Source organism: Erwinia sp. MMLR14_017, assembly GCF_033657285.1.
Classification (GTDB): domain Bacteria; phylum Pseudomonadota; class Gammaproteobacteria; order Enterobacterales; family Enterobacteriaceae; genus Erwinia.
The window spans coordinates 18,513-40,890 of sequence record NZ_JAWVWP010000018.1 but is presented as its reverse complement, the minus strand read 5'-3'; the positions used below and the strand labels follow the sequence as shown (position 1 = coordinate 40,890).

The 22,378-nt window shown below is 56.1% G+C and carries 23 protein-coding genes and 1 riboswitch; of the genes, 7 read left to right on the top strand and 16 right to left on the bottom strand.

Annotation, left to right across the window (positions count from 1 at the left end; translation table 11 throughout):
- Positions 1-1,068: 1,068 nt before the first annotated feature.
- The 6 genes from SD961_RS21015 to moaA form a co-directional block, all read right to left on the bottom strand.
- Entirely contained in the window at positions 1,069-2,121 is a 1,053-nt protein-coding gene (locus SD961_RS21015; protein ID WP_412916731.1) for a DUF1615 domain-containing protein, read from the bottom strand.
- A gap of 127 nt (positions 2,122-2,248) precedes the next feature.
- Positions 2,249-2,701: a molybdopterin synthase catalytic subunit MoaE gene (moaE, locus tag SD961_RS21010; RefSeq protein WP_318792267.1), complete on the bottom strand. Its 453-nt coding sequence runs from the start codon at positions 2,699-2,701 to the stop codon at positions 2,249-2,251.
- Position 2,702: 1 nt separating this feature from the next.
- Positions 2,703-2,948: a molybdopterin synthase sulfur carrier subunit gene (gene moaD, locus SD961_RS21005; protein WP_318792266.1), complete on the bottom strand. Its 246-nt coding sequence runs from the start codon at positions 2,946-2,948 to the stop codon at positions 2,703-2,705.
- Entirely contained in the window at positions 2,941-3,426 is a 486-nt protein-coding gene (gene moaC, locus SD961_RS21000; protein WP_318792265.1) for a cyclic pyranopterin monophosphate synthase MoaC, read from the bottom strand. The genes moaD and moaC overlap by 8 nt, the downstream gene beginning before the upstream one ends.
- Positions 3,427-3,429: 3 nt before the next feature.
- Positions 3,430-3,945 carry a molybdenum cofactor biosynthesis protein B gene (gene moaB / locus SD961_RS20995; protein ID WP_318792264.1) on the bottom strand — a complete coding sequence of 172 codons (516 nt, stop codon included), beginning with the start codon at positions 3,943-3,945 and terminating at the stop codon, positions 3,430-3,432.
- A gap of 16 nt (positions 3,946-3,961) precedes the next feature.
- Positions 3,962-4,951, bottom strand: coding sequence for a GTP 3',8-cyclase MoaA (gene moaA / locus SD961_RS20990; RefSeq protein WP_318792272.1), 990 nt, complete (start codon positions 4,949-4,951; stop codon positions 3,962-3,964).
- Positions 4,938-5,069, bottom strand: a riboswitch (molybdenum cofactor riboswitch). (Overlaps the previous gene by 14 nt.)
- A 178-nt stretch (positions 5,070-5,247) precedes the next feature.
- Here moaA and SD961_RS20985 point away from each other — a divergent pair.
- Complete coding sequence (locus tag SD961_RS20985; RefSeq protein WP_318792263.1) at positions 5,248-6,162, top strand: uridine diphosphate-N-acetylglucosamine-binding protein YvcK; 915 nt, start codon at positions 5,248-5,250, stop codon at positions 6,160-6,162.
- Between the two features lie 98 nt (positions 6,163-6,260).
- Here SD961_RS20985 and uvrB read toward each other — a convergent pair whose 3' ends face one another.
- On the bottom strand, positions 6,261-8,285 hold the full coding sequence (uvrB, locus tag SD961_RS20980; protein WP_318792262.1) for an excinuclease ABC subunit UvrB: 2,025 nt from the start codon (positions 8,283-8,285) through the stop codon (positions 6,261-6,263).
- A 911-nt stretch (positions 8,286-9,196) separates the two neighbouring features.
- Here uvrB and SD961_RS20975 point away from each other — a divergent pair.
- Entirely contained in the window at positions 9,197-9,916 is a 720-nt protein-coding gene (locus SD961_RS20975) for an ABC transporter ATP-binding protein (protein ID WP_318792260.1), read from the top strand.
- Between the two features lie 58 nt (positions 9,917-9,974).
- Here SD961_RS20975 and bioD read toward each other — a convergent pair whose 3' ends face one another.
- From bioD to bioB, 4 genes are read right to left on the bottom strand one after another with little or no spacing between them, the layout of a single operon-like run.
- Positions 9,975-10,649, bottom strand: coding sequence for a dethiobiotin synthase (bioD, locus tag SD961_RS20970; protein ID WP_318792259.1), 675 nt, complete (start codon positions 10,647-10,649; stop codon positions 9,975-9,977).
- Positions 10,642-11,400, bottom strand: coding sequence for a malonyl-ACP O-methyltransferase BioC (gene bioC / locus SD961_RS20965; protein WP_318792271.1), 759 nt, complete (start codon positions 11,398-11,400; stop codon positions 10,642-10,644). Before bioC ends, bioD begins: the two co-directional genes overlap by 8 nt.
- Positions 11,384-12,535, bottom strand: coding sequence for an 8-amino-7-oxononanoate synthase (gene bioF, locus SD961_RS20960; RefSeq protein WP_318792258.1), 1,152 nt, complete (start codon positions 12,533-12,535; stop codon positions 11,384-11,386). Before bioF ends, bioC begins: the two co-directional genes overlap by 17 nt.
- Positions 12,536-13,567 (bottom strand): biotin synthase BioB, encoded by a 1,032-nt coding sequence (gene bioB / locus SD961_RS20955; protein ID WP_318792257.1) that lies wholly within the window; start codon positions 13,565-13,567, stop codon positions 12,536-12,538.
- An 89-nt stretch (positions 13,568-13,656) separates the two neighbouring features.
- On the opposite strand from bioB, the gene bioA reads away from it, so the two are divergent.
- The 4 genes from bioA (at position 13,657) to SD961_RS20935 (ending at position 17,324) form a co-directional block, all read left to right on the top strand.
- Complete coding sequence (bioA, locus tag SD961_RS20950) at positions 13,657-14,949, top strand: adenosylmethionine--8-amino-7-oxononanoate transaminase (protein WP_318792255.1); 1,293 nt, start codon at positions 13,657-13,659, stop codon at positions 14,947-14,949.
- 146 nt (positions 14,950-15,095) lie between these two features.
- Positions 15,096-16,139 carry an NADP-dependent oxidoreductase gene (locus SD961_RS20945; protein ID WP_318792254.1) on the top strand — a complete coding sequence of 348 codons (1,044 nt, stop codon included), beginning with the start codon at positions 15,096-15,098 and terminating at the stop codon, positions 16,137-16,139.
- A 13-nt stretch (positions 16,140-16,152) separates the two neighbouring features.
- Positions 16,153-16,833, top strand: coding sequence for a type 1 glutamine amidotransferase domain-containing protein (locus tag SD961_RS20940; RefSeq protein ID WP_318792253.1), 681 nt, complete (start codon positions 16,153-16,155; stop codon positions 16,831-16,833).
- A 14-nt stretch (positions 16,834-16,847) separates the two neighbouring features.
- Complete coding sequence (locus SD961_RS20935; RefSeq protein WP_318792252.1) at positions 16,848-17,324, top strand: kinase inhibitor; 477 nt, start codon at positions 16,848-16,850, stop codon at positions 17,322-17,324.
- Between the two features lie 125 nt (positions 17,325-17,449).
- Here the strand turns inward: SD961_RS20935 and pgl are convergent, their stop codons facing one another.
- Positions 17,450-18,445, bottom strand: a complete 996-nt coding sequence (gene pgl / locus SD961_RS20930) for a 6-phosphogluconolactonase (protein ID WP_318792251.1) — start codon at positions 18,443-18,445, stop codon at positions 17,450-17,452.
- A gap of 150 nt (positions 18,446-18,595) precedes the next feature.
- On the opposite strand from pgl, the gene SD961_RS20925 reads away from it, so the two are divergent.
- A complete protein-coding gene (locus SD961_RS20925) occupies positions 18,596-19,414 on the top strand; it encodes a pyridoxal phosphatase (RefSeq protein WP_318792250.1) in 819 nt (272 codons plus the stop codon).
- A 45-nt stretch (positions 19,415-19,459) separates the two neighbouring features.
- Here the strand turns inward: SD961_RS20925 and modC are convergent, their stop codons facing one another.
- From modC to SD961_RS20905, 4 genes are all read right to left on the bottom strand, one after another.
- A complete protein-coding gene (modC, locus tag SD961_RS20920) occupies positions 19,460-20,539 on the bottom strand; it encodes a molybdenum ABC transporter ATP-binding protein ModC (protein ID WP_318792249.1) in 1,080 nt (359 codons plus the stop codon).
- A complete protein-coding gene (gene modB / locus SD961_RS20915) occupies positions 20,539-21,228 on the bottom strand; it encodes a molybdate ABC transporter permease subunit (protein WP_318792248.1) in 690 nt (229 codons plus the stop codon). Before modB ends, modC begins: the two co-directional genes overlap by 1 nt.
- On the bottom strand, positions 21,225-21,995 hold the full coding sequence (gene modA / locus SD961_RS20910) for a molybdate ABC transporter substrate-binding protein (protein WP_318792247.1): 771 nt from the start codon (positions 21,993-21,995) through the stop codon (positions 21,225-21,227). The genes modB and modA overlap by 4 nt, the downstream gene beginning before the upstream one ends.
- Positions 21,996-22,139: 144 nt before the next feature.
- Positions 22,140-22,295, bottom strand: a complete 156-nt coding sequence (locus tag SD961_RS20905; protein WP_318792246.1) for an AcrZ family multidrug efflux pump-associated protein — start codon at positions 22,293-22,295, stop codon at positions 22,140-22,142.
- Between the last annotated feature and the right edge of the window lie 83 nt (positions 22,296-22,378).

The window sequence follows — 22,378 nt, the reverse complement described above, 5'->3', positions numbered from 1 at the left end:
TTGCCTGAAAGCCTGGTGGCCTGGTCAGGGAGAGCAGAAACGTTTGAAGACTGGGCGAAAAGGCGTGTTGCCTGAAAGCAAGGTGGCCTGGTCAGGGAGAGCAGAAACGTATGAAGTCTGGGCGAAAAGGCGTGTTGCCTGAAAGCAAGGTGGCCTGGTCAGGGAGAGCAGAAACGTTTGAAGACTGGGCGAAAAGGCGTGTTGCCTGAAAGCCTGGTGGCCTGGTCAGGGAGAGGGGGATGAACACAAAAACGCCGTGAACCCCTCCCTGGGGGCTGCGAAGCGGCGTCCATGCCGCTTAGCTTTTGCTTATCAGCCCCCTCTCCCTTCCCCAACACGTTGGTGTTGTCTGTTATAGAAAAACAAACCAAATCCAAATCCAAAACCAGCATCAAATCTGGTTTTGACCTGTGCGAGCGCTGAAATCAAAGGCCACGCTGAATCGCCCGAGTGGCACCATAGAGCACGTTAGCCAAGTGTATGCCGCAGAGATGCGGCATCCAAGCCTACATGGACGTATTTACGGCGTCTCGGATAATGTGCTCTATGGTGACGCCTTTGCACCGCAGCCGGTTTTGACCTGTGCGAGCGCTGAAATCAAAGGCAACGCTGAATCTCGTGGGTGGCACCATAGAGCACGTTAGTCAAGTGTATGCCGCAGGGATGCGGCAGCCAGGCCTACATGGACGTATTTACGGCGTCTCGGATAACGTGCTCTATGGTGACGCCTTTGCACCGCAGCCGGTTTTGACCTGTGCGAGCGCTGAAATCAAAGGCAACGCTGAATCTCGTGGGTGGCACCACGGAGCACGTTAGCCAGGTGTCTGCCGCAGGGATGCGGCATCAAGGTTTGCGCTGATGCCGCGCAACATATCAAAGTTAACCTTTCGCACTGCGGTGTCCAGGATAAGGCACTTCGGGGTGACACCTTTGCACCAACTCGGTTTTGACCTGTGTGAACGCCAGGCCAACCAACAACACCAAACTTAACGGGGGCGCCCCGAAGTGCCTTAGCCGAGTGTCTGCCGCAGGGATGCGGAAATCATCACAGCTGCCGCTTCGGCAAAACTATTTCCCGCGCGCCAGACAGCTTTGGTAACGTCCATCCACACGCTGCGCAAACCAGGCGGTGGTCAGGTTACGGGTGATTTTCGGGCTTTCAAGCTTGATGCCAGGCAGCCTCTCTCGCGGCTGACGCCCTCCGGCATTTTTATCGGCCAGGGCAAAGACCTGCTGCCATAAATCCGTTTTTTCAAACTCTATACTTTCGCCCTTCTCCAGCGCATTGCGGATAGCCCGATCGCTCATATCCAGACGCGATTTCAGCGTCCTTACGGCAAGTTCCGTAGAGCCAGCCTGGTCAGAGCCGTAGAGGATCAGATCGCCATCAAGCGCTAACTTAATGCCGCTCAGCCGGGATACTGCCGCCTGAAACGCCGCATTACGGCTGGCATACCAGCCTGCATTGAAATCGGCAAACCGGTAAATTTGTCGGCTGTAATTTGCCGGATAGCCCAGCAGATGCATCGTTCCGAACCAGACGCCACCGCGACGGGTAAACACCTCACGGCGAACAGAGCCATCTACAGGCCAGGGATAGCCTTTAGCATGGGCTTCTGCAAACGCAATGCTGACCTGCATCGGCCCACCGGTATGCACAGGATTGAGATTGCCAAACAGCGTCTGCCCCATCGGCACCATACTGATAAAATCGTCAAATATTGCGCTCAGCTCCTTCTCGCTGCGCACGTTATCCAGTCTTGCGGCATAACTTTTGCCGTTGGGGGAGTTGATCATCAGCGCCGTGCGAACGACAAAAGAGGGAATATGTAGCTTTGCGGCACGACGATCTATTTCGCCCCAGGCAATTTTTGGCAGACCTGGCACGGTTGCATCCGCGTTGAAGGTGGATTCCTGATCGGTGACCGCAATCACCGAGCAGAGATTAGAGACGCTGGGTTCCAGCCCCTGACCGTTAAACGCAGCAAAAATATCGTTACTCCATCCCTGACGGTCGCTCACCTTAGCAGGCAGCAGTTGCGCTATCTGTGCTTTAACATCTGCCGGACGGCGTTCAGGAAGGTTTTTTTTCGGCTGGCTGGTACAACCTGCCAGCACCATCAGGGCCAGCAGGGAAAGGCGTTTAGGGTAACTCATTACTTTCCTTGTTTTTCAACGGCTAATCCCCTCAGGGTACACAGCGCAACGGCAGGAAGCTATCACATCGGCTTCTGAATCCTCCATGGCGCTACTTCCAGCGTGCGGCAGAGTGATGGTCGCTGTCACGGGACTCCACCCAACGGTCACCCTCCGGCGTCGCTTCCCGTTTCCAGAACGGTGCCCTGGTTTTCAGGTAGTCCATAATGAATTCGGCAGCGGCAAACGCGCCTGCCCGGTGCGCCCCGCTAACGCCTACCATCACGATCTCATCGCCGGGGAATAACTCACCAATGCGATGAATAACCGTAACACGCTGCATCGGCCAGCGCTCACGCGCTTCGGCGACGATCTCTGCCAGCGCTTTTTCAGTCATGCCCGGATAGTGTTCCAGCGTCAGCGCCGACACGTTATCCCCCAGGTTGTGATTTCGCACTTTTCCGGTAAAGGTCACTACCGCACCATCTTCATCACAGGCCGCCAGCCAGCGATACTCTTCGCCCATATCGAATGGCGCCGCCCCAACCCTGATCCTCGTCTCCATCTCAGCCTCCGGTTACCGGTGGGAAGAAGGCGACTTCGTCACCCGCTTTTAACGCATGCTGCGGCGAAACCAGCGTTTGATTCACCGCAGCGAGGATTTTCCCCGACTCCAGCGCCAGCGCCCAGCGGTCGCCTTTGGCAGCCAGCGCCGCACGCAGGGCTTCTACCGTGGCGTAATCCTGCGTCATGGTCAGGCTTCCGGTCCCCACCAGCTCGCGTACCTGAGCAAAAAACAGCACGTTAATCATGGGGAACCGCCAGGAAATCACCCGATTTGCCGCCGCTTTTACTCAGCAAACGACACTGCTCAATGCTGATATCTTTCTGCACGGCTTTACACATATCGTAGATGGTCAGCGCCGCCACGGAGGCCGCCGTCAGCGCTTCCATCTCCACGCCCGTTTTGCCAGTCAGACGGCAGAGCGACTCAATACGCACCTGACTGTTAGCCTCATCGGCAAACAGCGTAACCTCGACCTTGCTTAGCAACAGGGGATGGCAAAGCGGGATCAGCTCCCAGGTTCGCTTGGCAGCCTGAATACCGGCGATGCGCGCGGTGGCAAACACATCCCCTTTGTGGTGACTGCCGTCGATAATCATTTTCAGCGTGTCGGGATGCATTTTGACAAACGCTTCGGCACGCGCTTCACGTACGGTTTCGCTCTTGGCAGAAACATCCACCATATGCGCCTCGCCAGAGGCATTGATGTGGGTTAACTGAGACATAAATCAGGGCTTCTTCACGTGTGAAACAAAATGACAAGGGCGGGTACGGGCATCGAGCTGATCCTGAATAATCCGTTCCCAGGCAAGCTGGCAGGCACCGGTAGACCCTGGTACCGCAAAAATCACCGTCTGATTAGCGATGCCCGCCACGGCACGGCTCTGCAGCGTGGAGGAGCCGATATCTTCATAGGAGATCATGCGGAACAGTTCGCCGAACCCTTCAATTTCGCGGTCGAACAGCGGCAGCAGCGCTTCAGGCGTACTGTTTTTACTGTTAAATCCTGTCCCGCCGTTTACCAGTACCACCTGCATATCGCTGCTGGCAATCCAGCTGGAGACAACGGCCCGAATGCGATAGCGATCGTCTTTCACCAGCGCATGGTCCAGCACCTGATGCCCCGCTTCCGTCAGCGCCTCGCGCAGATAGTCGCCAGAGCTGTCGCTGGCAGCATCGCGGCTGTCAGAAACGGTCAGTACTGCCACGTTAAGCGGCATAAATTCAGCCGAAGGTTTAGCCATGTTCACGTCCTTAATGTTAACCGCCGATATAAGAGAGATTCTGCGTGATGCCGGTATTGCCCTGATGCAGGAAATGCGTCTGCTTTTTGGTACGAAGGCTGGCAGCGATCCGTTCCTGCAATTCGGCCTGCTGCCCATCATTTTGCAGCAGATCACGCAGGGAAACCCCGCCATCGCCGAACAGGCAGAGATGCAGCTTGCCGGTGGCGGAGACCCGCAGCCGGTTACAGGTAGCGCAGAAATCTTTTTCGTAAGGCATGATCAGGCCGATTTCGCCCTGATAATCAGGATGACGGAACACCTGAGCAGGCCCCGCGCTGCGCTCCCCTGGCTGACGGATCCAGCCCTGCATAATCAGCTGGTCGCGGATCACTTCGCCAGAGACATGATGTTTGCGGAACAGATTGCCGCCGTCGCCCGTCTCCATCAACTCGATAAAACGTAGCTGAATGGGCCGGGTGCGGATCCACGCAAGGAAGGTCTGGAGGCTGTTATGGTTGATGTCGCGCATCAGCACAGTATTCACTTTCACTTTGCTGAAACCGGCTTCAAACGCCGCATCGATGCCGCTCATCACCTGATGGAATTTGTCCTGACCGGTGATGGCATGAAACTGACGGGCGTCCAGACTGTCGATGCTGACGTTCAGCGCGGTGAGACCGGCGTCGCGCCACTGCGCCACGTCGCGGGCCAGACGGTAACCATTGGTGGTCACCGCCAGCTGGCGAATAGCGCTGTTTTCGCGCACGGCAGCGATGATTTCGGTGAAATCACGGCGCAGGGAGGGTTCGCCGCCCGTCAGACGCACTTTTTCCGTCCCCGCAGCGGCGAAGGCACGGGTAACGCGCCGGATCTCATCCAGCGAAAGGAAGCTTTTATTGCTGGTGCCCTGTGGTTTATAGCCATCAGGCAGACAGTAGTTGCAACGAAAATTGCAGACGTCTGTGATCGACAGACGCAGGTAATAGAACTTGCGATCGAAGTTATCAATAAATTGTGACACCAGAACACCTTTCCAAAACGGGAGATGCAGGCATTTCTTTCTGCACCCTGGCAACTCGGGGTTGCGGCCAATACTCCATATCAGATGACGTAGGGGTAGAGGCTAAGTGTGATTTACCGCACATCGGCAAACCTTGGTGTGAAAATTCTAGCGCTATTGTGTGAGGGATGCCAGAAGAGAGTTTCGCTATGTATTTGGGTATATAACGTATTTTGGCGTATTTTAGTCACACATTACGCTAAAATAGCCTTACCAGCGCGTTACGTCTCGCCTCAATCAAACTTAAGCCAAGGATTTTTATGCGTAATCGCACGTTAGCCGATCTCGACAGGGTAGTGGCATTAGGCGGCGGACATGGCCTGGGGCGCGTGATGTCTGCGCTTTCTCCATTGGGATCCCGGCTGACTGGTATTGTCACCACTACAGATAACGGTGGCTCTACCGGGCGTATTCGTCGCTCTGAAGGGGGGATCGCCTGGGGTGATATGCGCAACTGCCTCAATCAGCTGATTGCCGAACCCAGCGTGGCTTCGGCCATGTTTGAGTATCGCTTCAGCGGCAACGGCGAACTGGCGGGTCATAATCTGGGAAACCTGATGCTTAAAGCGCTGGATCATCTCAGCGTTCGCCCTTTTGAAGCGATCAATCTGATCCGTAATCTGCTTAAAGTGGATGCGTTCCTGATCCCGATGTCAGAGCAGCCAGTGGATCTGGTGGCTGTCGACAGTGAAGGCAACCAGGTTTATGGCGAAACCGCTATCGATCAGATGCAGCAGCCGCCGCAGGAGCTGATGCTTTCCCCTGTGGTCAGCGCTACCAGGGAAGCCGTTGAAGCGGTGGCAGAAGCGGATTTAATTCTGATTGGCCCCGGCAGTTTCTACACCAGCCTGATGCCGGTGCTGCTGATGCCTGATATGGCGCAGGCGCTGCGCCGCACGCCAGCCACGATGGTGTTTATCGGCAACCTGGGCCGGGAACTCAGTCCGGCGACGGCGCAGCTTACGCTGGAAGGGAAACTGGCCATGATGGAAAAATATATCGGCAAAAAGGTGATTGATGCCGTGGTGGTCGGCCCCGCTGTCGATACCCGCAACGTTACTGACAGAGTGGTTATTCAGGAACCGCTGGAAGCCGCTGACATTAAGTACCGCCACGACCGCCAGCTGCTGCACATTGCCATTGAACATGCGGTTCAGGCGATTAAGTCCGCCTGAAGGCGTTACCCTGGCTCCCGCTTCGCAACTTCAGATAATCCTCCGGGGCGAAACAGCTGCCGCCTGCCGTAAGGACGCTTTCGCGCCCACGCCGCTTTTTAAGAAGCGGCGATAAACAGCTCGCGTACCTGATGAAGCTGATCACGCACGTTAGCCGCTTCTTCAAACTCCAGATTCTGCGCATGTTCCTGCATCCGGGCCTCCAGCTCGTGGATTTTCTTCTGCAGCCCTTTCGGCGAGAGATCCAGGTAAGGGGTATCATCTTCCACAATAGCGCGTTGCGACTTGCCGCGACCTTTGGTTTTGTTTTTGTTGATCCCCTGCCCCAGTTCAAGGATATCGGCAATTTTCTTGTTCAGGCCCTGCGGTACAATGCCGTTCTCCTCGTTATAGATCTGCTGCTTCTCACGACGGCGCTCGGTTTCACTGATGGCCCGCGCCATAGAGGGGGTAATTTTATCGCCGTAGAGGATTGCCTTACCGTTAAGGTTACGCGCCGCGCGTCCGATAGTCTGGATCAGCGAGCGTTCTGAACGCAGGAAGCCCTCTTTGTCGGCATCCAGGATGGCAACCAGCGAGACTTCTGGCATATCCAGCCCTTCTCGTAACAGGTTAATCCCTACCAGCACATCAAATTTCCCCAGACGCAGGTCACGGATGATTTCGACGCGCTCCACGGTATCAATGTCGGAGTGCAGATAACGTACCCGCTCACCGTGCTCTTCCAGATACTCGGTGAGATCTTCTGCCATCCGCTTAGTCAGCACCGTTACCAGCACGCGTTCGTTGATGGCGACACGCTTGCGGATCTCCGACAGCAGATCATCGACCTGCGTCCCCACCGGGCGCACTTCAATCAGCGGATCAAGCAGGCCGGTAGGACGGACGACCTGATCGATCACTTCACCGCCCGACTTCTCCAGCTCGTAGTTGCCCGGCGTGGCGGAGACATAAATGGTTTGCGGTGCCAGTCCTTCAAACTCCTCAAACTTCATCGGACGGTTGTCCAGCGCTGAGGGCAGGCGGAAACCATACTCTACCAGCGTCTCTTTACGCGCGCGGTCACCGCGGTACATGCCGCCAATTTGCGGGATGGTAACGTGGGATTCGTCAATCACCAGCAGGCCATCAGCGGGCAGATAATCGAAGAGCGTGGGCGGCGCTTCACCCGGCCCACGGCCGGAAAGATAGCGCGAGTAGTTTTCAATCCCCGAGCAGTAGCCCAGCTCATTCATCATCTCCAGATCAAACTGGGTGCGCTGGGAAATGCGCTGCTCTTCCAGCAGTTTATTATTCTCCAGTAAGGTTTTACGCCGATCGGCCAGTTCCACCTTAATCTCTTCCATCGCCTGAAGAATACGCTCACGCGGCGTAACGTAGTGCGTTTTCGGATAGATGGTGTAACGCGGAATAACAGAGCTAATCTGCCCGGTTAACGGGTCAAAAATCGACAGCCGCTCCACCTCTTCATCAAACAGCTCCACGCGCAGCGCATAATCATCTGACTCTGCGGGGAAGATATCAATGACCTCGCCGCGCACGCGGAAGGTGCCGCGCTGAAATGCCTGATCGTTACGGGTGTACTGCAACTCAGAGAGCCTGCGCAGGATAGCGCGCTGGTCGATAACCATGCCCCGGGTCAGGTGCAGCATCATTTTCAGATAGAGATCGGGGTCGCCCAGACCGTAAATAGCCGATACTGACGCCACCACAATCACATCCCGCCTTTCCAGCAGTGCTTTGGTGGCGGAAAGACGCATCTGCTCAATATGCTCATTTACTGAAGCATCTTTCTCGATAAATGTATCTGAGCTGGGTACGTAGGCTTCAGGCTGATAGTAATCGTAATAGGAGACGAAATATTCCACCGCGTTGTCCGGGAAGAACTCTTTCATCTCTCCATAGAGCTGCGCTGCCAGCGTTTTGTTGGGCGCCAGCACCATGGTTGGACGATTGAGATCGGCGATTACGTTGGCGACGGTAAAGGTTTTCCCGGAGCCGGTTACCCCGAGCAGCGTCTGATGCGCCAGCCCATCTTCCAGCCCCTCTTCCAGGCGACGGATCGCCTCGGGCTGGTCCCCAGCGGGTTTGAAATCGGAGTTGAGTTTAAAGACTTTGCTCATTGAATGGCTACCTGGTGATGAAGTGCAAACCTAATTTTACTCTGCCACAACGATTTTACCAGCAAAAAAGACTGGATATAATCACAGTTATTTTGCAAGATGGTGAAGCGAGAAGCGTAGCGCTCCCGCCAGGGTATGGCTAAGCGTCACTTCTGCTACAGCCTGGCAGGGTTATCCCCAAGAGGGTAGTAACTTTAACAATTGTCAAGCTTCACTGACAAAATGCGGGGGCCATCATATCGCAGAACTTTATGCGTCTTGATTTTAAATAACGCATTGATTTTATTTAATTTATCCCCAGAGACGAGTTTCGCATCACTTCGTGCCCAACCCGCGCCCGCTCTCGCCTGGCGTAAGTTTTCAGACGCTCATGCACATGGTTATCCACAGGAATGGTGGATAACTGATTTCAGCGCCCGACCCGTCTGCTGTGTATAAATCGTTATCCCCCTGGCGCTGCCCCCACAAATATTTTTTTTTGCATTATTTTCGCCTGTGGCTTCAGGATTGATACCAGCGAAGAGCATATATCCCTGATTGCCGCCACCCTTTTCTCAGCGATTTTTTCACTTTGATGACAGCCCGGATTGCCTCTGAGACAAGCAGTTGCACCAGAAATGATTCTTACTCAGCACCGCGTGAGTGCAGGAGAATATTACCTGGGGCAATTATTTAACTTTTATTACCAATCACTGGCGCTGATTATCAGCTCCCCTGCCGTTTTCCCCTCTTTACGCCAGATTGGCCTGTCAATTGCAAGACCTACGGTAACCGCCTCACGCTTTCTTAACACCAGAGCGAGAAGCCCAAAGCCGCAGGCGTTTCGCAGGAAACGTTGACGACTGTTTGCCACACGACGTAGAGCGGATGCAACCAGGTGCGATCGAAAACTGTCTGGAGGAGAGTGTCAGATGCTCAGCTTACGTTCTATCAACCAATTTTATGGGCAGAATCACATCTTATGGGATGTTGACCTGGATCTTACCCCTGGCACCTGTACTGGGGTTCTGGGGCGGCCTGGCATGGGGAAAACCACGCTGGTCAACTGCATCATGGGTCATCTGCCCATTAACAGCGGGTCGATGATCTGGCAGGAGGCGAATCTTCCCCCCAAGGATCTGCTGCTACAACCGATGGAACAGCGTGCCGCGCTGGGCATTGGCTACGTGCCGCAGGGGCGGCAAATCTTCTCGCAGCTCAGCGTGGAGGAGAATTTACAGATCGCCTTGTTGGCCGGTGCCGGACTGGAGTGTCACAAAGCGATCCCGCAGATGGTGTATGACCTGTTTCCGGCGCTCTACTCTTTGCGACATCAGCGCAGCGGAGAGCTACAGATGGACCAGCAGCAGCAGTTAGCGCTTGCCAGGGCGCTGGTGTTACAGCCGAAGCTGTTGATTCTGGATGAGCCGACCGAGGGCATGTCGCCGTGGCTGGAAGAGGAGATGGGCAACCTGATCCACCGGCTGAACCATGATTTCGGGCTGACGATTTTGCTGCTTGAACAGCGTATCTCCTTTATCCGCAAAGTCGCGGATTACTTCCTGCTGTTGCATCGCGGGCGCAATGTGGCCCATGGCAAAGTCGCTCAGTTGGATGAGAGCATGGTAAATACCTGGCTTACGGTATCTTAATAGTAGAGAGAGCGATTCCGGGGGCAATCTCCCCGGAATCAGCATGCCAGAGCGGCAATTACTGCGGTAAACGCAGATAGCGCCCCAAGTGGTCAAACTCATCGGCGTGAGTCAGCCAGGGGATCTCTCCCAGCAGCGGCGCGGGCAAACGCTGTTTTAACGTCGCCAGATACTCCTGGTGCCGTTTTCCCGCAGGCTGAATCTCATTAGCTATCCAGCCAGCCAGACGCAGGCCGCTGGCTTGTATCGCCTGTGCCGTTAACATGGCATGATTAATACAGCCTAACTTTATCCCTACTACCAGCACCACGGGCAGCTGTTCCTGCTGCACCCAGTCGGCAAACGTCGTGGTGGCAGAGAGCGGCGTGAACCAGCCTCCGGCACCTTCAGTAAGCACCCAGTCCGCCTGTTGTGTTATGGCGGCCAGACCAGCCGAGAGACGTGCAAAAGTGATGGGTCTGCCCTCTTCTTCACTGACAATATGCGGCGAGGTAGGCTCTTCAAAAGCCAGCGGATTGATGCAGTCATAAGGCAGCGCCAGCACGCTGTTTTTTTGCAGCGCCAGCGCATCGCTGTTACGCAATCCTTCCGGGGTAACGTCACAGCCTGACGCCACCGGTTTGTAGCCCACGCTGCAAAAACCAGCCGCTCTGGCAGCCTGGAGCAGTGCGGTACTGGCTACCGTCTTCCCCACTTCCGTATCCGTTCCGGTAATAAACCAACGTTCACTCACGATCCATTACTCCATACACCAGGTGATAGCTGAGCAGATAGCCCCGGCTGTCGCGCGGCCAGTTCTGCTCCAGCTGTTGAAAATGCCCTCTGTTCAGACCGCCTTCACGCCTGCCGCCATGCAGGTGCGTGGCACCAATCCCCTTAAGCGAACGCAGGGCGCTGAGCACATCGGCAAAGGCCAGAGTCAGGGTCTCCTGCTTCAGCCTCAGCGGCAGCTTGTCTCCGGCCAGCGCAATAGCTTCAACCGGCAAAAAGTGATTAACAGGTGCCGCGAGATCCAGCGGTTGCCAGGCTGTTGTCAGCTCGCTTAAAGAGCCAGCCGACAGCGTTGAAAACAGCACCTGACCGCCGGGAAGCGTCACCCGGTAAAGTTCCGTCAGGGCCAGCCGTAAATCACTGCACCATTGCACCGCCAGATTGCTCCAACAGAGATCAAACTGAGGGGCAGTGAACGGCAGCGCTTCGATATCCCCTCTCTGATAGCGATCCGCCGTTTGCAGTGAGCGCGCCTGCTCCAACATTTCTGCTGATAAATCAAGGGCTGTGACCGCATTACCCGCCTCGCGCCAGCGCTTACTGAACCACCCCGGCCCCGATCCGGCATCCAGTACGCGTTGCCCCTGCTGTTTACGGGCGAAGCCAGCCAGCTTCTCTCCGCAAAGACGCTGCAATTCAGCATGCTGGTTATAGGTTTGTGCGGCGCGACCAAACGCCCTGGCCACAGCCTGCTTGTTAACCCTGTGCATGATGCAGGCCCTCCAGCAGGCGCTCTATATCTTCCGGCTGATGCGCAGCGCTGAGCGTGATGCGCAGCCTGGCGGTGCCGGGAGGGACGGTAGGCGGACGAATAGCGGTGACCCAACAGCCCTGCTGACGAAGCGCTTCTGCCAGCGCCAGCGCCTGATATTCATCGCCAACAATCATCGGCTGGATAGCCGTGCAGGAAGGCAGCAAAGCAAGCCCGCGCGCTGTAGCCCCCTCACGGAAAAGCGCAATGTTGTGATGCAGACGCAGACGTAGTTCATCACCCTGCTGAACAGCGGTCAGCGAGGCGTGAAGCGCGCAAACCTGGGCGGGAGGCATGGCGGTGCTATAGATCAGATGGCGGGCAAACTGCAACAGATAATCTGCCGTATCATCATCGCAAAGTACGGCCGCGCCGCTCAGGCCGAACGCTTTGCCAAAGGTCACCACCAACAGCTCAGGTTTTACCTGTTGCTGCCAGCAGCTACCGCGCCCCTGCTCGCCGACGGTGCCAATGCCGTGCGCATCATCCACCATCAGCCAGCTGCCGTGATGCTCAGAGAGCCTGTGCAGCTCCGCCAGCGGCGCGCTGTCACCGTCCATGCTGAAGACCCCCTCTGTCACTATCAGAGTTTCCCCTTCCGCCCCGCTTTCCAGCAGCTTGCTTAATGAGGCGGGCTGATTGTGGGTAAAACGACGCAGCGTTGCGGGGCTTAGCGAAGCGGCTTCAAGCAGGGAGGCGTGGGCGAGCTTATCAGCAAAAATACGATCTTTTTTGCTCAACATAGCCGCAATAACTGCCTGATTTGCCGCAAAACCGGAGATAAACAGCAGCGCACGGGAATAGCCGAGCCATGCAGCCAGCCGCTGTTCAAACTCCGCCTGAACAGCATGATAGCCAGTCACATGCCCTGAACCGCCCGCGCCCACACCATAACATTCTGCTCCCTGCTGCCAGGCATGTTTGATAGCGGGATAATGGCTCAGTCCAAGATAATCATTGGCGGAGAAGTTCAGATAGCGCTTACCGTCGATTTTCAGGGTTCGCGCATCGCTTTGCTGATTCACTCTGCGCTGGCGAAACTGCCCCTTTTCCCGGCGCTCATCCAGCGCCAGGCTTATCCGTTGCTGCCAGCTCATTCAGAGAGCCGCGTTGTAGAATTGTTCGGTATCGGCACTCAGTAACTGTCCGGCCAGCGCCTGCTGCTGTTCGTTATCACCCGCGTCGGTGGTGGTATGACGCGGGTTCAGTCCCAGCTTACGGAAGAGCTGCAAATCTTTGTCTTCTTCCGGATTCGGCGTGGTCAGCAGCTTGCAGCCGTAGAAGATCGAGTTGGCGCCAGCCATAAAGCACATCGCCTGCGTCTGCTCACTCATCTGTTCGCGTCCGGCAGAGAGACGGACGTGCGAGGAAGGCATCATGATACGTGCCACGGCGATGGTGCGGATAAAGTCGAACGGATCGACGTCGTCGTTATCGGCCAGCGGCGTGCCTTTGACCTTAACTAACATGTTGATCGGCACACTCTCCGGCGGCACAGGGAGGTTAGCCAGCTGGACCAGCAGCCCGGCGCGATCGTTGACGCTCTCGCCCAGACCAACAATACCGCCAGAACAGACTTTGATCCCGGCATCGCGCACTTTCCCCAGCGTATCCAGGCGCTCCTGGTAGCTACGGGTAGTGATGATGTTGCCGTAAAATTCCGGGGAAGTATCGAGGTTATGGTTGTAGTAATCCAGCCCGGCATGCGCCAGACGCTGGGCCTGGTCGTCGCTGAGCGTCCCCAGCGTCATGCAGGTTTCCAGCCCCATTTCACGCACCCCTTTTACCATCTGCTCCAGATACGGCATATCGCGCTCGTGCGGGTTTTTCCAGGCCGCGCCCATGCAGAAGCGGTCTGAACCGGCGGCTTTAGCCTTGCGTGCCGAACTCAGCACCTCCTCCACTTCCATCAGCCGCTCGGAAGCCAGCCCGGTTTTATAGCGCGAACTCTGCGGGCAATATTTGCAGTCTTCCGGGCAGGCTCCGGTTTTGATCGAGAGCAGCGTGCTGACCTGCACCTGGCGGGGATCAAAATGTTGGCGGTGAACCTGCTGTGCTTCAAACATCAGCTCTAAAAACGGCTTATCAAAAAGGGCCTGCGCCTGAGAAATAGTCCAACGAGTTGCCATTGCTTGCTCCAAAAAAATGCTGTGGTGATCCGGCTCTGCCTGGTTATACTTGTAAACTAATTTTTTTGAATTTGGTTTACAAGTTATTTATGACCCCTGCCGATCTCGCTTTTGACCGTGACCATATCTGGCACCCTTACACCTCCATGAGCCAACCGCTGCCGGTCTATCCCGTGGTGGCGGCCCATCAGACCGATCTGCATCTGGCCGATGGCCGCAAGCTGGTTGATGGCATGTCCTCCTGGTGGGCAGCGATCCACGGTTACAACCATCCTCGCCTTAACCAGGCGATGAGTGCGCAGATTGAGCAGATGTCCCACGTGATGTTTGGCGGCATCACCCATCCTTCCGCCGTGGCGCTGTGCCGCCAACTGGTCGAGATGACGCCTGCCGGGTTGGAGACGGTTTTCCTGGCCGACTCCGGTTCGGTAGCGGTTGAAGTTTCGCTGAAAATGGCGCTGCAATACTGGCAGGCGAGAGGCGAGCGCCGTCAGCGCTTTCTCACGCTGCGCAACGGTTATCATGGCGATACCTTTGCGGCGATGTCGGTCTGCGATCCGCAAAACTCCATGCACAGCTTGTATCAGGGCTATCTGCCTTCCCATCTGTTTGCCGTCGCGCCAGCCTGTGGCTTTGATGATGAGTGGCAGGATCGCGATACGGATGACTTTGAACGGCTGATCCGTCTGCATGCAGGGGAACTGGCAGCCGTGATCCTGGAGCCGATTGTGCAGGGCGCAGGCGGGATGCGGTTTTACCATCCGCGCTATCTGCAACGGGTCCGGGAGCTGTGCGATCGCCACAACGTGCTGCTGATAGCCGATGAAATCGCCACGGGCTTTGGCCGCACCGGCAAACTCTTTGCCTGTGATCATGCGGGTATTTCGCCCGACATCCTCTGCGTTGGCAAAGCATTGACGGGCGGTACTATGACGCTTTCAGCGACGCTGACCACTCGCGAAGTCGCCAATACCATCAGTAATGGCGAGGCGGGCTGCTTTATGCACGGCCCGACGTTTATGGGCAATCCGCTGGCCTGCGCCGTTGCCAGCGAAAGCCTGGCAATATTGCAGGAGAATCAGTGGCAGCAGCAGGTTTCCACTATCGAGACGCAGCTCAAGGCCGACCTGCTGCCGTTGCAGGCGATGCCGGAAGTGGCGCACGCACGTGTGCTCGGCACCATTGGCGTGATTGAAACGCACCGACCGGTGAAGATGGCTGCTCTTCAGGCCTTCTTTGTTGAGCGCGGCGTCTGGATCCGCCCCTTCGGCAAACTTATCTACCTGATGCCGCCTTACATCATTAAACCGGCAGCACTGAAGCAGCTCACAGATGCCATTGCCGCAGCGTTGGATCGCCCTGAACTGTTTCTGCACGCTTAACCTTTTCAGCCCTTCCGGCCTCTCTTCTGGCCGGAGGGGATCTCCTCCGCAGAGCCTGATTTTCTCCATGCTGCGAAGCGCTATAAAGCAGCGAGTGCCCTGATGCACTACGCTTTTACGATGCTAAACCGTAAAGGAGATCTTTTATGCCGCAAGATAAACAGACAAATCGCCGGATTGTACTGGCCTCGCGCCCGCATGGTGCGCCAACTGAAGCCAACTTCCGTCTTGAGTCAGAGCATGTTCCCGTACCCGGGCAGGGCGAAGTTTTACTGCGCACTGTCTGGCTGTCGCTGGACCCTTATATGCGCGGGCGTATGAGCGATGCCCCCTCCTATGTTCCTCCGATTGCCGTTAATGACGTGATGGGCGCGGGTACGGTGGCCGTGGTTGAGCAATCCAATAATCAGGATTACGCTCCCGGCGACTGGGTGGTCAGCCAGAGCGGCTGGCAGGACTTTGCCCTCTCCGATGGCAAAGATCTCTTTAAACTCACCGGGCCGGTGTTAAAGCACCCTTCCTGGGCGCTGGGCATGCTTGGTATGACCGGATTCACCGCTTATATGGGGCTGCTGGATATCGGTAATCCGCAGCCAGGTGAAACCGTGGTGGTCGCCGCCGCTACCGGTGCCGTAGGTTCGATGGTCGGTCAGATTGCCAAACTCAAGGGTTGCTATGTGGTAGGGATAGCCGGTGGTGAAGAGAAATGCCGCTATGCCGAAGAGGTATTAGGCTTTGATCGCTGTCTCGATCACCGTTCCGACGACCTGGCCGAATCCCTTAAGCGTTACTGCCGTGACGGGATTGACGTCTATTTCGAAAGCGTTGGCGGAAAAGTTTTCAATGCCGTTCTGCCGCTGATGAACAGTAAAGGCCGTATTCCGGTCTGCGGGCTGATTGCAGATTACAACAGTACGGAAGCCGCAACCGGGCCGGATAGGCTGCCGCAGTTCCAGAGTGCGATATTACGTAAGCGCCTGCGCGTGCAAGGTTTTATTATCACTCAGGATTATGGTCACCGTTTTGAAGAGTTCTTCAGCCAGATGAGCCAGTGGGTGGAGCAGGAACGCTTCGTCTTTCGGGAGGATGTGGTGGACGGACTGGATAATGCGCCGGAAACCTTTATCGGCATGCTGGAGGGAAATAACTTCGGCAAGGTACTGATACGGGTTGCGGGCGATAAACCCTGAAGGAGCCCTGGAAATGAAACTGTTAATGGTATTAACCTCGCACGATCGTCTGGGCGAGACCGGTAAGAAAACGGGGTTCTGGCTGGAAGAGTTTGCCGCCCCTTACTATGTGTTCCGCGATGCGGGGATCAACGTGGTGCTCGCTTCTCCTGCTGGCGGCCATCCGCCGCTGGACCCAAAAAGCGAAGAGCCGGACGCGCAAACGTCTGACACAGCGCGTTTCCGTCAGGATATTGCGGCTCAGCAGGCGTTAGCCAACACGCAGCAGCTCGAGAATATCGACAGTACCCATTTCGATGCGGTGTTCTATCCCGGCGGACACGGGCCGCTGTGGGACCTGGCCGTCGAGCGCGTCAGCATCGATCTGATTGAAAACTTCTATGCCAACGGCAAGCCGGTTGGCGCAGTTTGTCATGCGCCGGGCGTGCTACGGCATGTGAAAAAGCCAGACGGTACGCCGTTGGTGGCAGGCAAGCGTGTCACCGGCTTCAGCAACACGGAAGAGGAAGCCGTTGGCCTGACGAATGTGGTACCTTTTCTGGTTGAGGATGTCCTTAAATCGCTGGGTGCCAACTATGAAAAAACCAGTGACTGGGGCGTGTATACGCTGACGGATGGTCATCTGGTCACAGGTCAGAATCCCGCATCCTCAGCCGCCGCAGCCGAAGAGCTGCTGAAATTGCTTCACCGATAACACCAGGAGGTGGAATGAAACTGTTTAGCCCGAATTTTAACGATGGCGATAAGCTCCCGGAGCGCCATGTTTTTAACGGCATGGGTTATCAGGGCGATAACCTCTCTCCGCATCTGGCGTGGGACGATGTGCCGCCGGGCACGAAAAGCTTTGTCGTGACCTGCTACGATCCGGATGCGCCTACCGGCTCGGGCTGGTGGCACTGGGGAGTGGCGAATTTACCGGCTGAAACCCGCGTACTTCCGCTGGGTGCAGGTTCCGGCGTAGCTGATTTGCCTGTCGGCGCGGTACAAACGCGTACGGACTTTGGCAGCAGCGGCTACGGCGGCGCGGCACCGCCGAAAGGCGAAAGCCACCGTTATATCTTCACCGTTTATGCCATTGATGTGGACGCACTGGAAGTGGATGAGAGTTCCAGCGGCGCTTACCTTGGCTTTAACGTGCATTTCCATCAGTTAGGCAGCGCCTCAATAACGGCGATCTATAGCTGACTTAAACGCTGACGGGCGTAACGGCGCGGAGGGAAGCAAGGCATTTCCCGCTGTTGCGACGTAAGCTTACTGAACGTTGAATAAAATAAGGGGCGAATTTTCGCCCCTTTTCTTTTACTGGCTGGTTACAGCTGCGTGATAACCACCCACATAGGCCCCTGCCCTACGGCATAACGCGCCAGCGGCTGCAGTAATCCGCGATCTTCACCAATTTTGTACACTTCAATATGATGCGATTTCTGCCCCGCTGCGACAACATAACGACCGGTATTATCGATATTAAATCCGCGCGGCTGCGTTTCGGTAGGCTGATGTCCTTCAACAGCCAGCATTGCACCATCCTCGCTCACGCTGAACACGGTCAGAATACTGGCGGTGCGGTCACAGCTGTAAAGGAAACGGCCATCTGGCGTCAGATGGATATCCGCCGCCCAGCGAGTTTCACTGAAGCCAGACGGCATCATATCCAGGCTCTGAACCCGCTCAACTTCGCCATGCGCGTTATTTAACTTCCACACGTCCACGGTGCTGTCCAGCTCGTTGATGCAGTAGGCATATTGCTGATTAGGGTGGAACACCATATGACGCGGGCCAGCGCCTTCAACGGTGGCAACCTGCGTCTGTTTGTGCGGCACCAACTGGCCGTTTTCCTGCAGATCAAACAGGCAGATGCGGTCCTGCTTCAGAGCTGGAACAAACAGCGTCTGGTTGCTGAGATCGATATTGGCGGAGTGGCAGCCATCCATGCCAGCAATGACCTGCTGCGGCTCGCCCGGCAGACCGTCGGCACCAATGGGGCTGACGCTGACGCAGGCATCGTTATAAGAACCGACAAAGATAAAGCGGCCCTGACGATCGGTAGAGATGTGCGTCGGGCTGCCCGGCAGCGAAGCGTGACCAGCCTCGGTGAGCTTACCCTCGCGATCAATCTGATAAGCCACTACGCGGAAGTCCGGACGTACCCCCACGTAGAGAAAACGTTTGTCCGGACTGACAACCATCGGCTGCACCTGGCCCGGCGCATCCACTACCTGCAGCAGGGTCAGGGCGCCGTCATCGGCTAACTGCCAGGCGTGGATCTGCTGGCTCTCCGGGCTGGCGGTATAAACGACTTGTTTCATGAATTCTCCTTTTACTGGGTAAGCTGGCCTGTGGCAAAGCGTAGCGTGTTTTTCCCTCCCATGGGGGGAGTTTTGTGGCGTCTGGTTTTGTTAACCTCATCACAGGGTGTACACTCACTGGCTCTTGTTTAGCCACATCCGGAACTGTTTATGAGTTATCGCATCATTGCTTTGGACCTGGACGGCACCCTGTTAACGCCGCGCAAAACCATTCTTCCTGAGTCGCTGGAAGCCCTGAAAAAGGCTCAGCAGGCGGGCATCAAGGTGGCCATCGTCACCGGTCGTCATCATGTCGCTATCCATCCTTTTTATCAGGCGCTGGCGTTAGATACACCTGCAATCTGCTGCAACGGCACCTACTTGTATGATTATCAAGCAAAAAAGGTCATACAGTCCGATCCGCTGCCGAAAGACCAGGCGCTGCGGGTAGTTGAAATGCTGGATGAAGCGGCGATCCACGGTCTGCTCTATGTTGATAACGCCATGCTCTATCAGACCGAAACCGGCCATGTCACACGCACCATCAACTGGGGCTTGTCTCTGCCAGAGCATCAGCGTCCGGTGTTCAATAAAGTCGACAGCCTGGCCCAGGCCGCCAGGGATGCGGAGTCGATCTGGAAGTTTGCCCTCTCCCATCCTGACACGCGTGCATTGCAGCAGTTTGCCGATCGTGTTGAACAAGAGATGGGTCTGGCGTGCGAATGGTCCTGGCACGATCAGGTCGATATTGCCAAAGCGGGTAACAGCAAGGGCAAACGCCTGGCGCAGTGGGTAGCCTCAGAAGGTTATCAGATGAGCGACGTGCTGGCCTTTGGCGATAACTACAACGACCTCAGCATGCTGGAAACGGTAGGCCTCGGCGTGGCGATGGGCAATGCTGATGACGCGATCAAAGCCCGTGCAGGCCGCGTAATCGGCACCAACCTTGAGCCAGGTATTGCGGAAACTATCTACCGCGAAGTGTTATAAACAGAGCGGCAGTATCGCGGTGCACGGGCAACTGTAGCCAGGCCTCTATCTTATGCTGCTATAAGACGAGGCGATAATCGACACGCTTTTGATCTGGGCATAGAGCCACATGCCCGGTTTAATCATCAGTTCATCGCGCGCCCAGGGCGTGATACGCGCCCACAGCTCGCTTTGCCCCACCATCAGCTTCACTTCTATCTGATCATCTGTCTCCAGCAGTTCCGCTACCTGGGCGGGTACCACGTTGCGAATGCTGCTGTTTACCGGCGGCTGAAGAACCAGCGACACGTCAGCAGACTGAATGCGCAGGCGCAGCGGCGTTTTGGGCGGGGCATTAACCCGGCTGACCCAGATATGCTGATCGCCCAGCGAAAGCGCGGTCATCGCATAGTGCGGATGGTGCTCAAGCACCTGAACCCGCATCACGCTGCTTTGATCCGCTCGTGGCAGCCAGGGGCGCATTGCACTGCTGGCCCACACTTTTTCAATCGTGCCCAACGCTTTCACGCTGCCGTTGTCCAGCACCAGTACGTTGTCAGCCAGCTGAAGAATTTCGTCCAGGCTGTGGCTGACATAGAGAATGGGCACATCAACGGTTTTTGCCAGCTTTTGCAGGTAAGGCAGCAGTTCACGCTTTCGGGGCAGGTCCAGCGAGGCCAGCGGCTCGTCCATCAGCAGGATTTCCGGTGCCGTCAGCAATGCGCGCCCAATCGCCACGCGCTGCTTTTCTCCGCCCGATAACGAGGCGGGAAAACGTGTCAGCAGCGCTTCGATGCCCAGCAATTTCACCAGCATCTCAAATTCGGGACGCATGCTTTTAGCCATGCCGTATTCAAGATTACCGCGGACACGATAATGGGGAAACAGTCGCGCATCCTGAAAAACATAGCCGACACGGCGCTTTTCCGGCGGAAGATATATGCCGTTTTCCGCATCGCTCAGCACCCGGCCATTAAGCCTGATACTTCCCTGCTGCGGTGTTGTCAGTCCGCCGATAGCATTAATCAGCGAGGTCTTACCCGCGCCGGAAACGCCAAAAATTGCGGTGATACCTTTGGCGGGAAGCTGTGCATTCAGGGTCAGCGTATGGTCGCCAAGCTGCTGCGTAAAATGAAGTTCCAGCATTATAACCCCAGCCGTTTCCGGCCCCAGCGGGCCAGCCATTCAGAGATCAACAGTGAACAGAGCGCCAGTAGAATGGCTATCACACAGAGGCGCGCCGCTGCGCCTTCCGCACCGGGCGTTTCTATCAGAGTGTACATCGCAGAGGGCAGCGTTCGGGTTTCACCCGGTATATTGGAAACGAAGGTGATGGTTGCGCCAAATTCACCCAGCGAGCGGGCGAAGGCGAGCACGGTTCCGGCAATGATGCCGGGCAGCGTCAGCGGCAGCGTGATGGTGAAGAAGACTCGCCAGCGTCCCGCGCCCAGCGTGCGGGCAGCCAGTTCCAGTTTGCTGTCGACGCCTTCCAGCGCCAGCCTTATCGCTCTGACCATTAGCGGGAAGGCAATGACCGCTGAGGCGAGCGCCGCGCCGCGCCAGCTAAAGGCGAAGGTGAAACCAAACCAGTCATACAGGTATTCACCAATAAAACCGCGACGGCCAAAACTGGTCAGCAACAGATAGCCCACCACCACCGGCGGCAGCACCAGCGGCAGGTGGATCACACTGTCCAGCAAAGTTTTGCCGGGAAAACGGCAGCGGACTAAAACCCAGGCCATCAAAACCCCAAAGGGCAGACTAAAGAGAACCGCCACCGAGGCGACTTTCAGGCTCAACGCTACCGCCTGCCATTCGGGGTCACTGAGGATCATGATTCAGGCGTAAATCCATATCGTTTGAATATGGCCGCCGCTTCCGGCCCTTTCAGATAGTTATAGAAGGCGGTGACGGTGGCAGAATTACGATCTTTCACCATCGCCATCGGGTATTCAACCGGCTTGTGGCTCTTCTCCGGGAAGGTGCCCACCACCGTGACTTTTTTACTGGCAATGGCATCAGAGCCATAAACGATGCCATATGGCGCTTCGTTACGCTCTACCAGCGCCAGAGCGACGCGCACGCTGTTTCCCGGCGCGAGCTGGGAGGAGAGAGTATCCCAGGCACCCAGCTTCTGTAACGCTTCTTTGGCATAGATGCCGGCCGGAACGTGGTCGGGATCGCCCACCGACAAACGTTGCCCTTTCAGCAGGCTTTTCCAGTTGGTACTTGCAGAGATTGTCACCGGTTGCGGCTTGCTTTCCGTTGGCGCCACCAGCACCAGCTCATTGCCTAACAGAGTAAAACGGCTGGCTTCGTCGATAGTTTTCTTCTGTATGGCGTAATCCATCCACTGCTGATCCGCAGAGATAAACAGATCGGCTGGCGCGCCCTGCTCTATCTGACGAGCCAGCGTAGAGGAGGAAGCGAAGGAAGAGACAATCTTCACCTCTTTGCCTTGCTGATACTGGTCGGCAATTTCCTGCAGGGCATTAGTCAGTGAGGCAGCAGCAAACACGGTTATGTTTTCTGCAGCCGTCGCCTGCCCCGCCAGGCCGCAAAGCGTGGCAGCCACAATGACATGACGTAATTGTACAGACATGGTCTTCTCCAAGGGTCGTTATGTAGATTGTAATATAACGATTTTACTTACCCTGTCATGAAGTTTATCGGCACCAGGCGGGAAAAAGTTAAGCGGGGAAGAAAAAAACGTACGCCCGGCAGGAGCCGGGCGTATCAGAAGAGGTTACTGACGGGTTTTTGCTGGCTGCTCTTTCGAATGTCCAATTTTGGAAATCACGTTGAACACTTCACCCAGACCGTAAATCAGGCCAAGGATAATTGCCATCACCACAGGAACCATCAGGATAGCTTCACCCAGACCAATAAGTAATTCCACCACAGGAGCCTCCATTGATGAATTGGAAAAAAACCATTGTATCTACAGCGGAAAAAAGTGCACTGCCCTTTTTGTGCGTTTTACCT

What these genes read in the sequence shown, in the direction of transcription:
- moaC (WP_318792265.1), bottom strand. Translation starts at nt 3,426, where the DNA reads ATGTCTCAGTTAACCCACATCAATGCCTCTGGCGAGGCGCATATGGTG.
- SD961_RS20925 (WP_318792250.1), top strand. Translation starts at nt 18,596, where the DNA reads ATGAGTTATCGCATCATTGCTTTGGACCTGGACGGCACCCTGTTAACG.
- bioB (WP_318792257.1), bottom strand. Translation starts at nt 13,567, where the DNA reads ATGGCAACTCGTTGGACTATTTCTCAGGCGCAGGCCCTTTTTGATAAG.
- modB (WP_318792248.1), bottom strand. Translation starts at nt 21,228, where the DNA reads ATGATCCTCAGTGACCCCGAATGGCAGGCGGTAGCGTTGAGCCTGAAA.
- pgl (WP_318792251.1), bottom strand. Translation starts at nt 18,445, where the DNA reads ATGAAACAAGTCGTTTATACCGCCAGCCCGGAGAGCCAGCAGATCCAC.
- SD961_RS20945 (WP_318792254.1), top strand. Translation starts at nt 15,096, where the DNA reads ATGCCGCAAGATAAACAGACAAATCGCCGGATTGTACTGGCCTCGCGC.
- moaD (WP_318792266.1), bottom strand. Translation starts at nt 2,948, where the DNA reads ATGATTAACGTGCTGTTTTTTGCTCAGGTACGCGAGCTGGTGGGGACC.
- uvrB (WP_318792262.1), bottom strand. Translation starts at nt 8,285, where the DNA reads ATGAGCAAAGTCTTTAAACTCAACTCCGATTTCAAACCCGCTGGGGAC.
- SD961_RS20985 (WP_318792263.1), top strand. Translation starts at nt 5,248, where the DNA reads ATGCGTAATCGCACGTTAGCCGATCTCGACAGGGTAGTGGCATTAGGC.
- moaE (WP_318792267.1), bottom strand. Translation starts at nt 2,701, where the DNA reads ATGGAGACGAGGATCAGGGTTGGGGCGGCGCCATTCGATATGGGCGAA.
- moaB (WP_318792264.1), bottom strand. Translation starts at nt 3,945, where the DNA reads ATGGCTAAACCTTCGGCTGAATTTATGCCGCTTAACGTGGCAGTACTG.
- bioF (WP_318792258.1), bottom strand. Translation starts at nt 12,535, where the DNA reads ATGAGCTGGCAGCAACGGATAAGCCTGGCGCTGGATGAGCGCCGGGAA.
- SD961_RS21015 (WP_412916731.1), bottom strand. Translation starts at nt 2,121, where the DNA reads ATGGTGCTGGCAGGTTGTACCAGCCAGCCGAAAAAAAACCTTCCTGAA.
- SD961_RS20940 (WP_318792253.1), top strand. Translation starts at nt 16,153, where the DNA reads ATGAAACTGTTAATGGTATTAACCTCGCACGATCGTCTGGGCGAGACC.
- SD961_RS20975 (WP_318792260.1), top strand. Translation starts at nt 9,197, where the DNA reads ATGCTCAGCTTACGTTCTATCAACCAATTTTATGGGCAGAATCACATC.
- modA (WP_318792247.1), bottom strand. Translation starts at nt 21,995, where the DNA reads ATGTCTGTACAATTACGTCATGTCATTGTGGCTGCCACGCTTTGCGGC.
- SD961_RS20935 (WP_318792252.1), top strand. Translation starts at nt 16,848, where the DNA reads ATGAAACTGTTTAGCCCGAATTTTAACGATGGCGATAAGCTCCCGGAG.
- modC (WP_318792249.1), bottom strand. Translation starts at nt 20,539, where the DNA reads ATGCTGGAACTTCATTTTACGCAGCAGCTTGGCGACCATACGCTGACC.
- bioA (WP_318792255.1), top strand. Translation starts at nt 13,657, where the DNA reads ATGACCCCTGCCGATCTCGCTTTTGACCGTGACCATATCTGGCACCCT.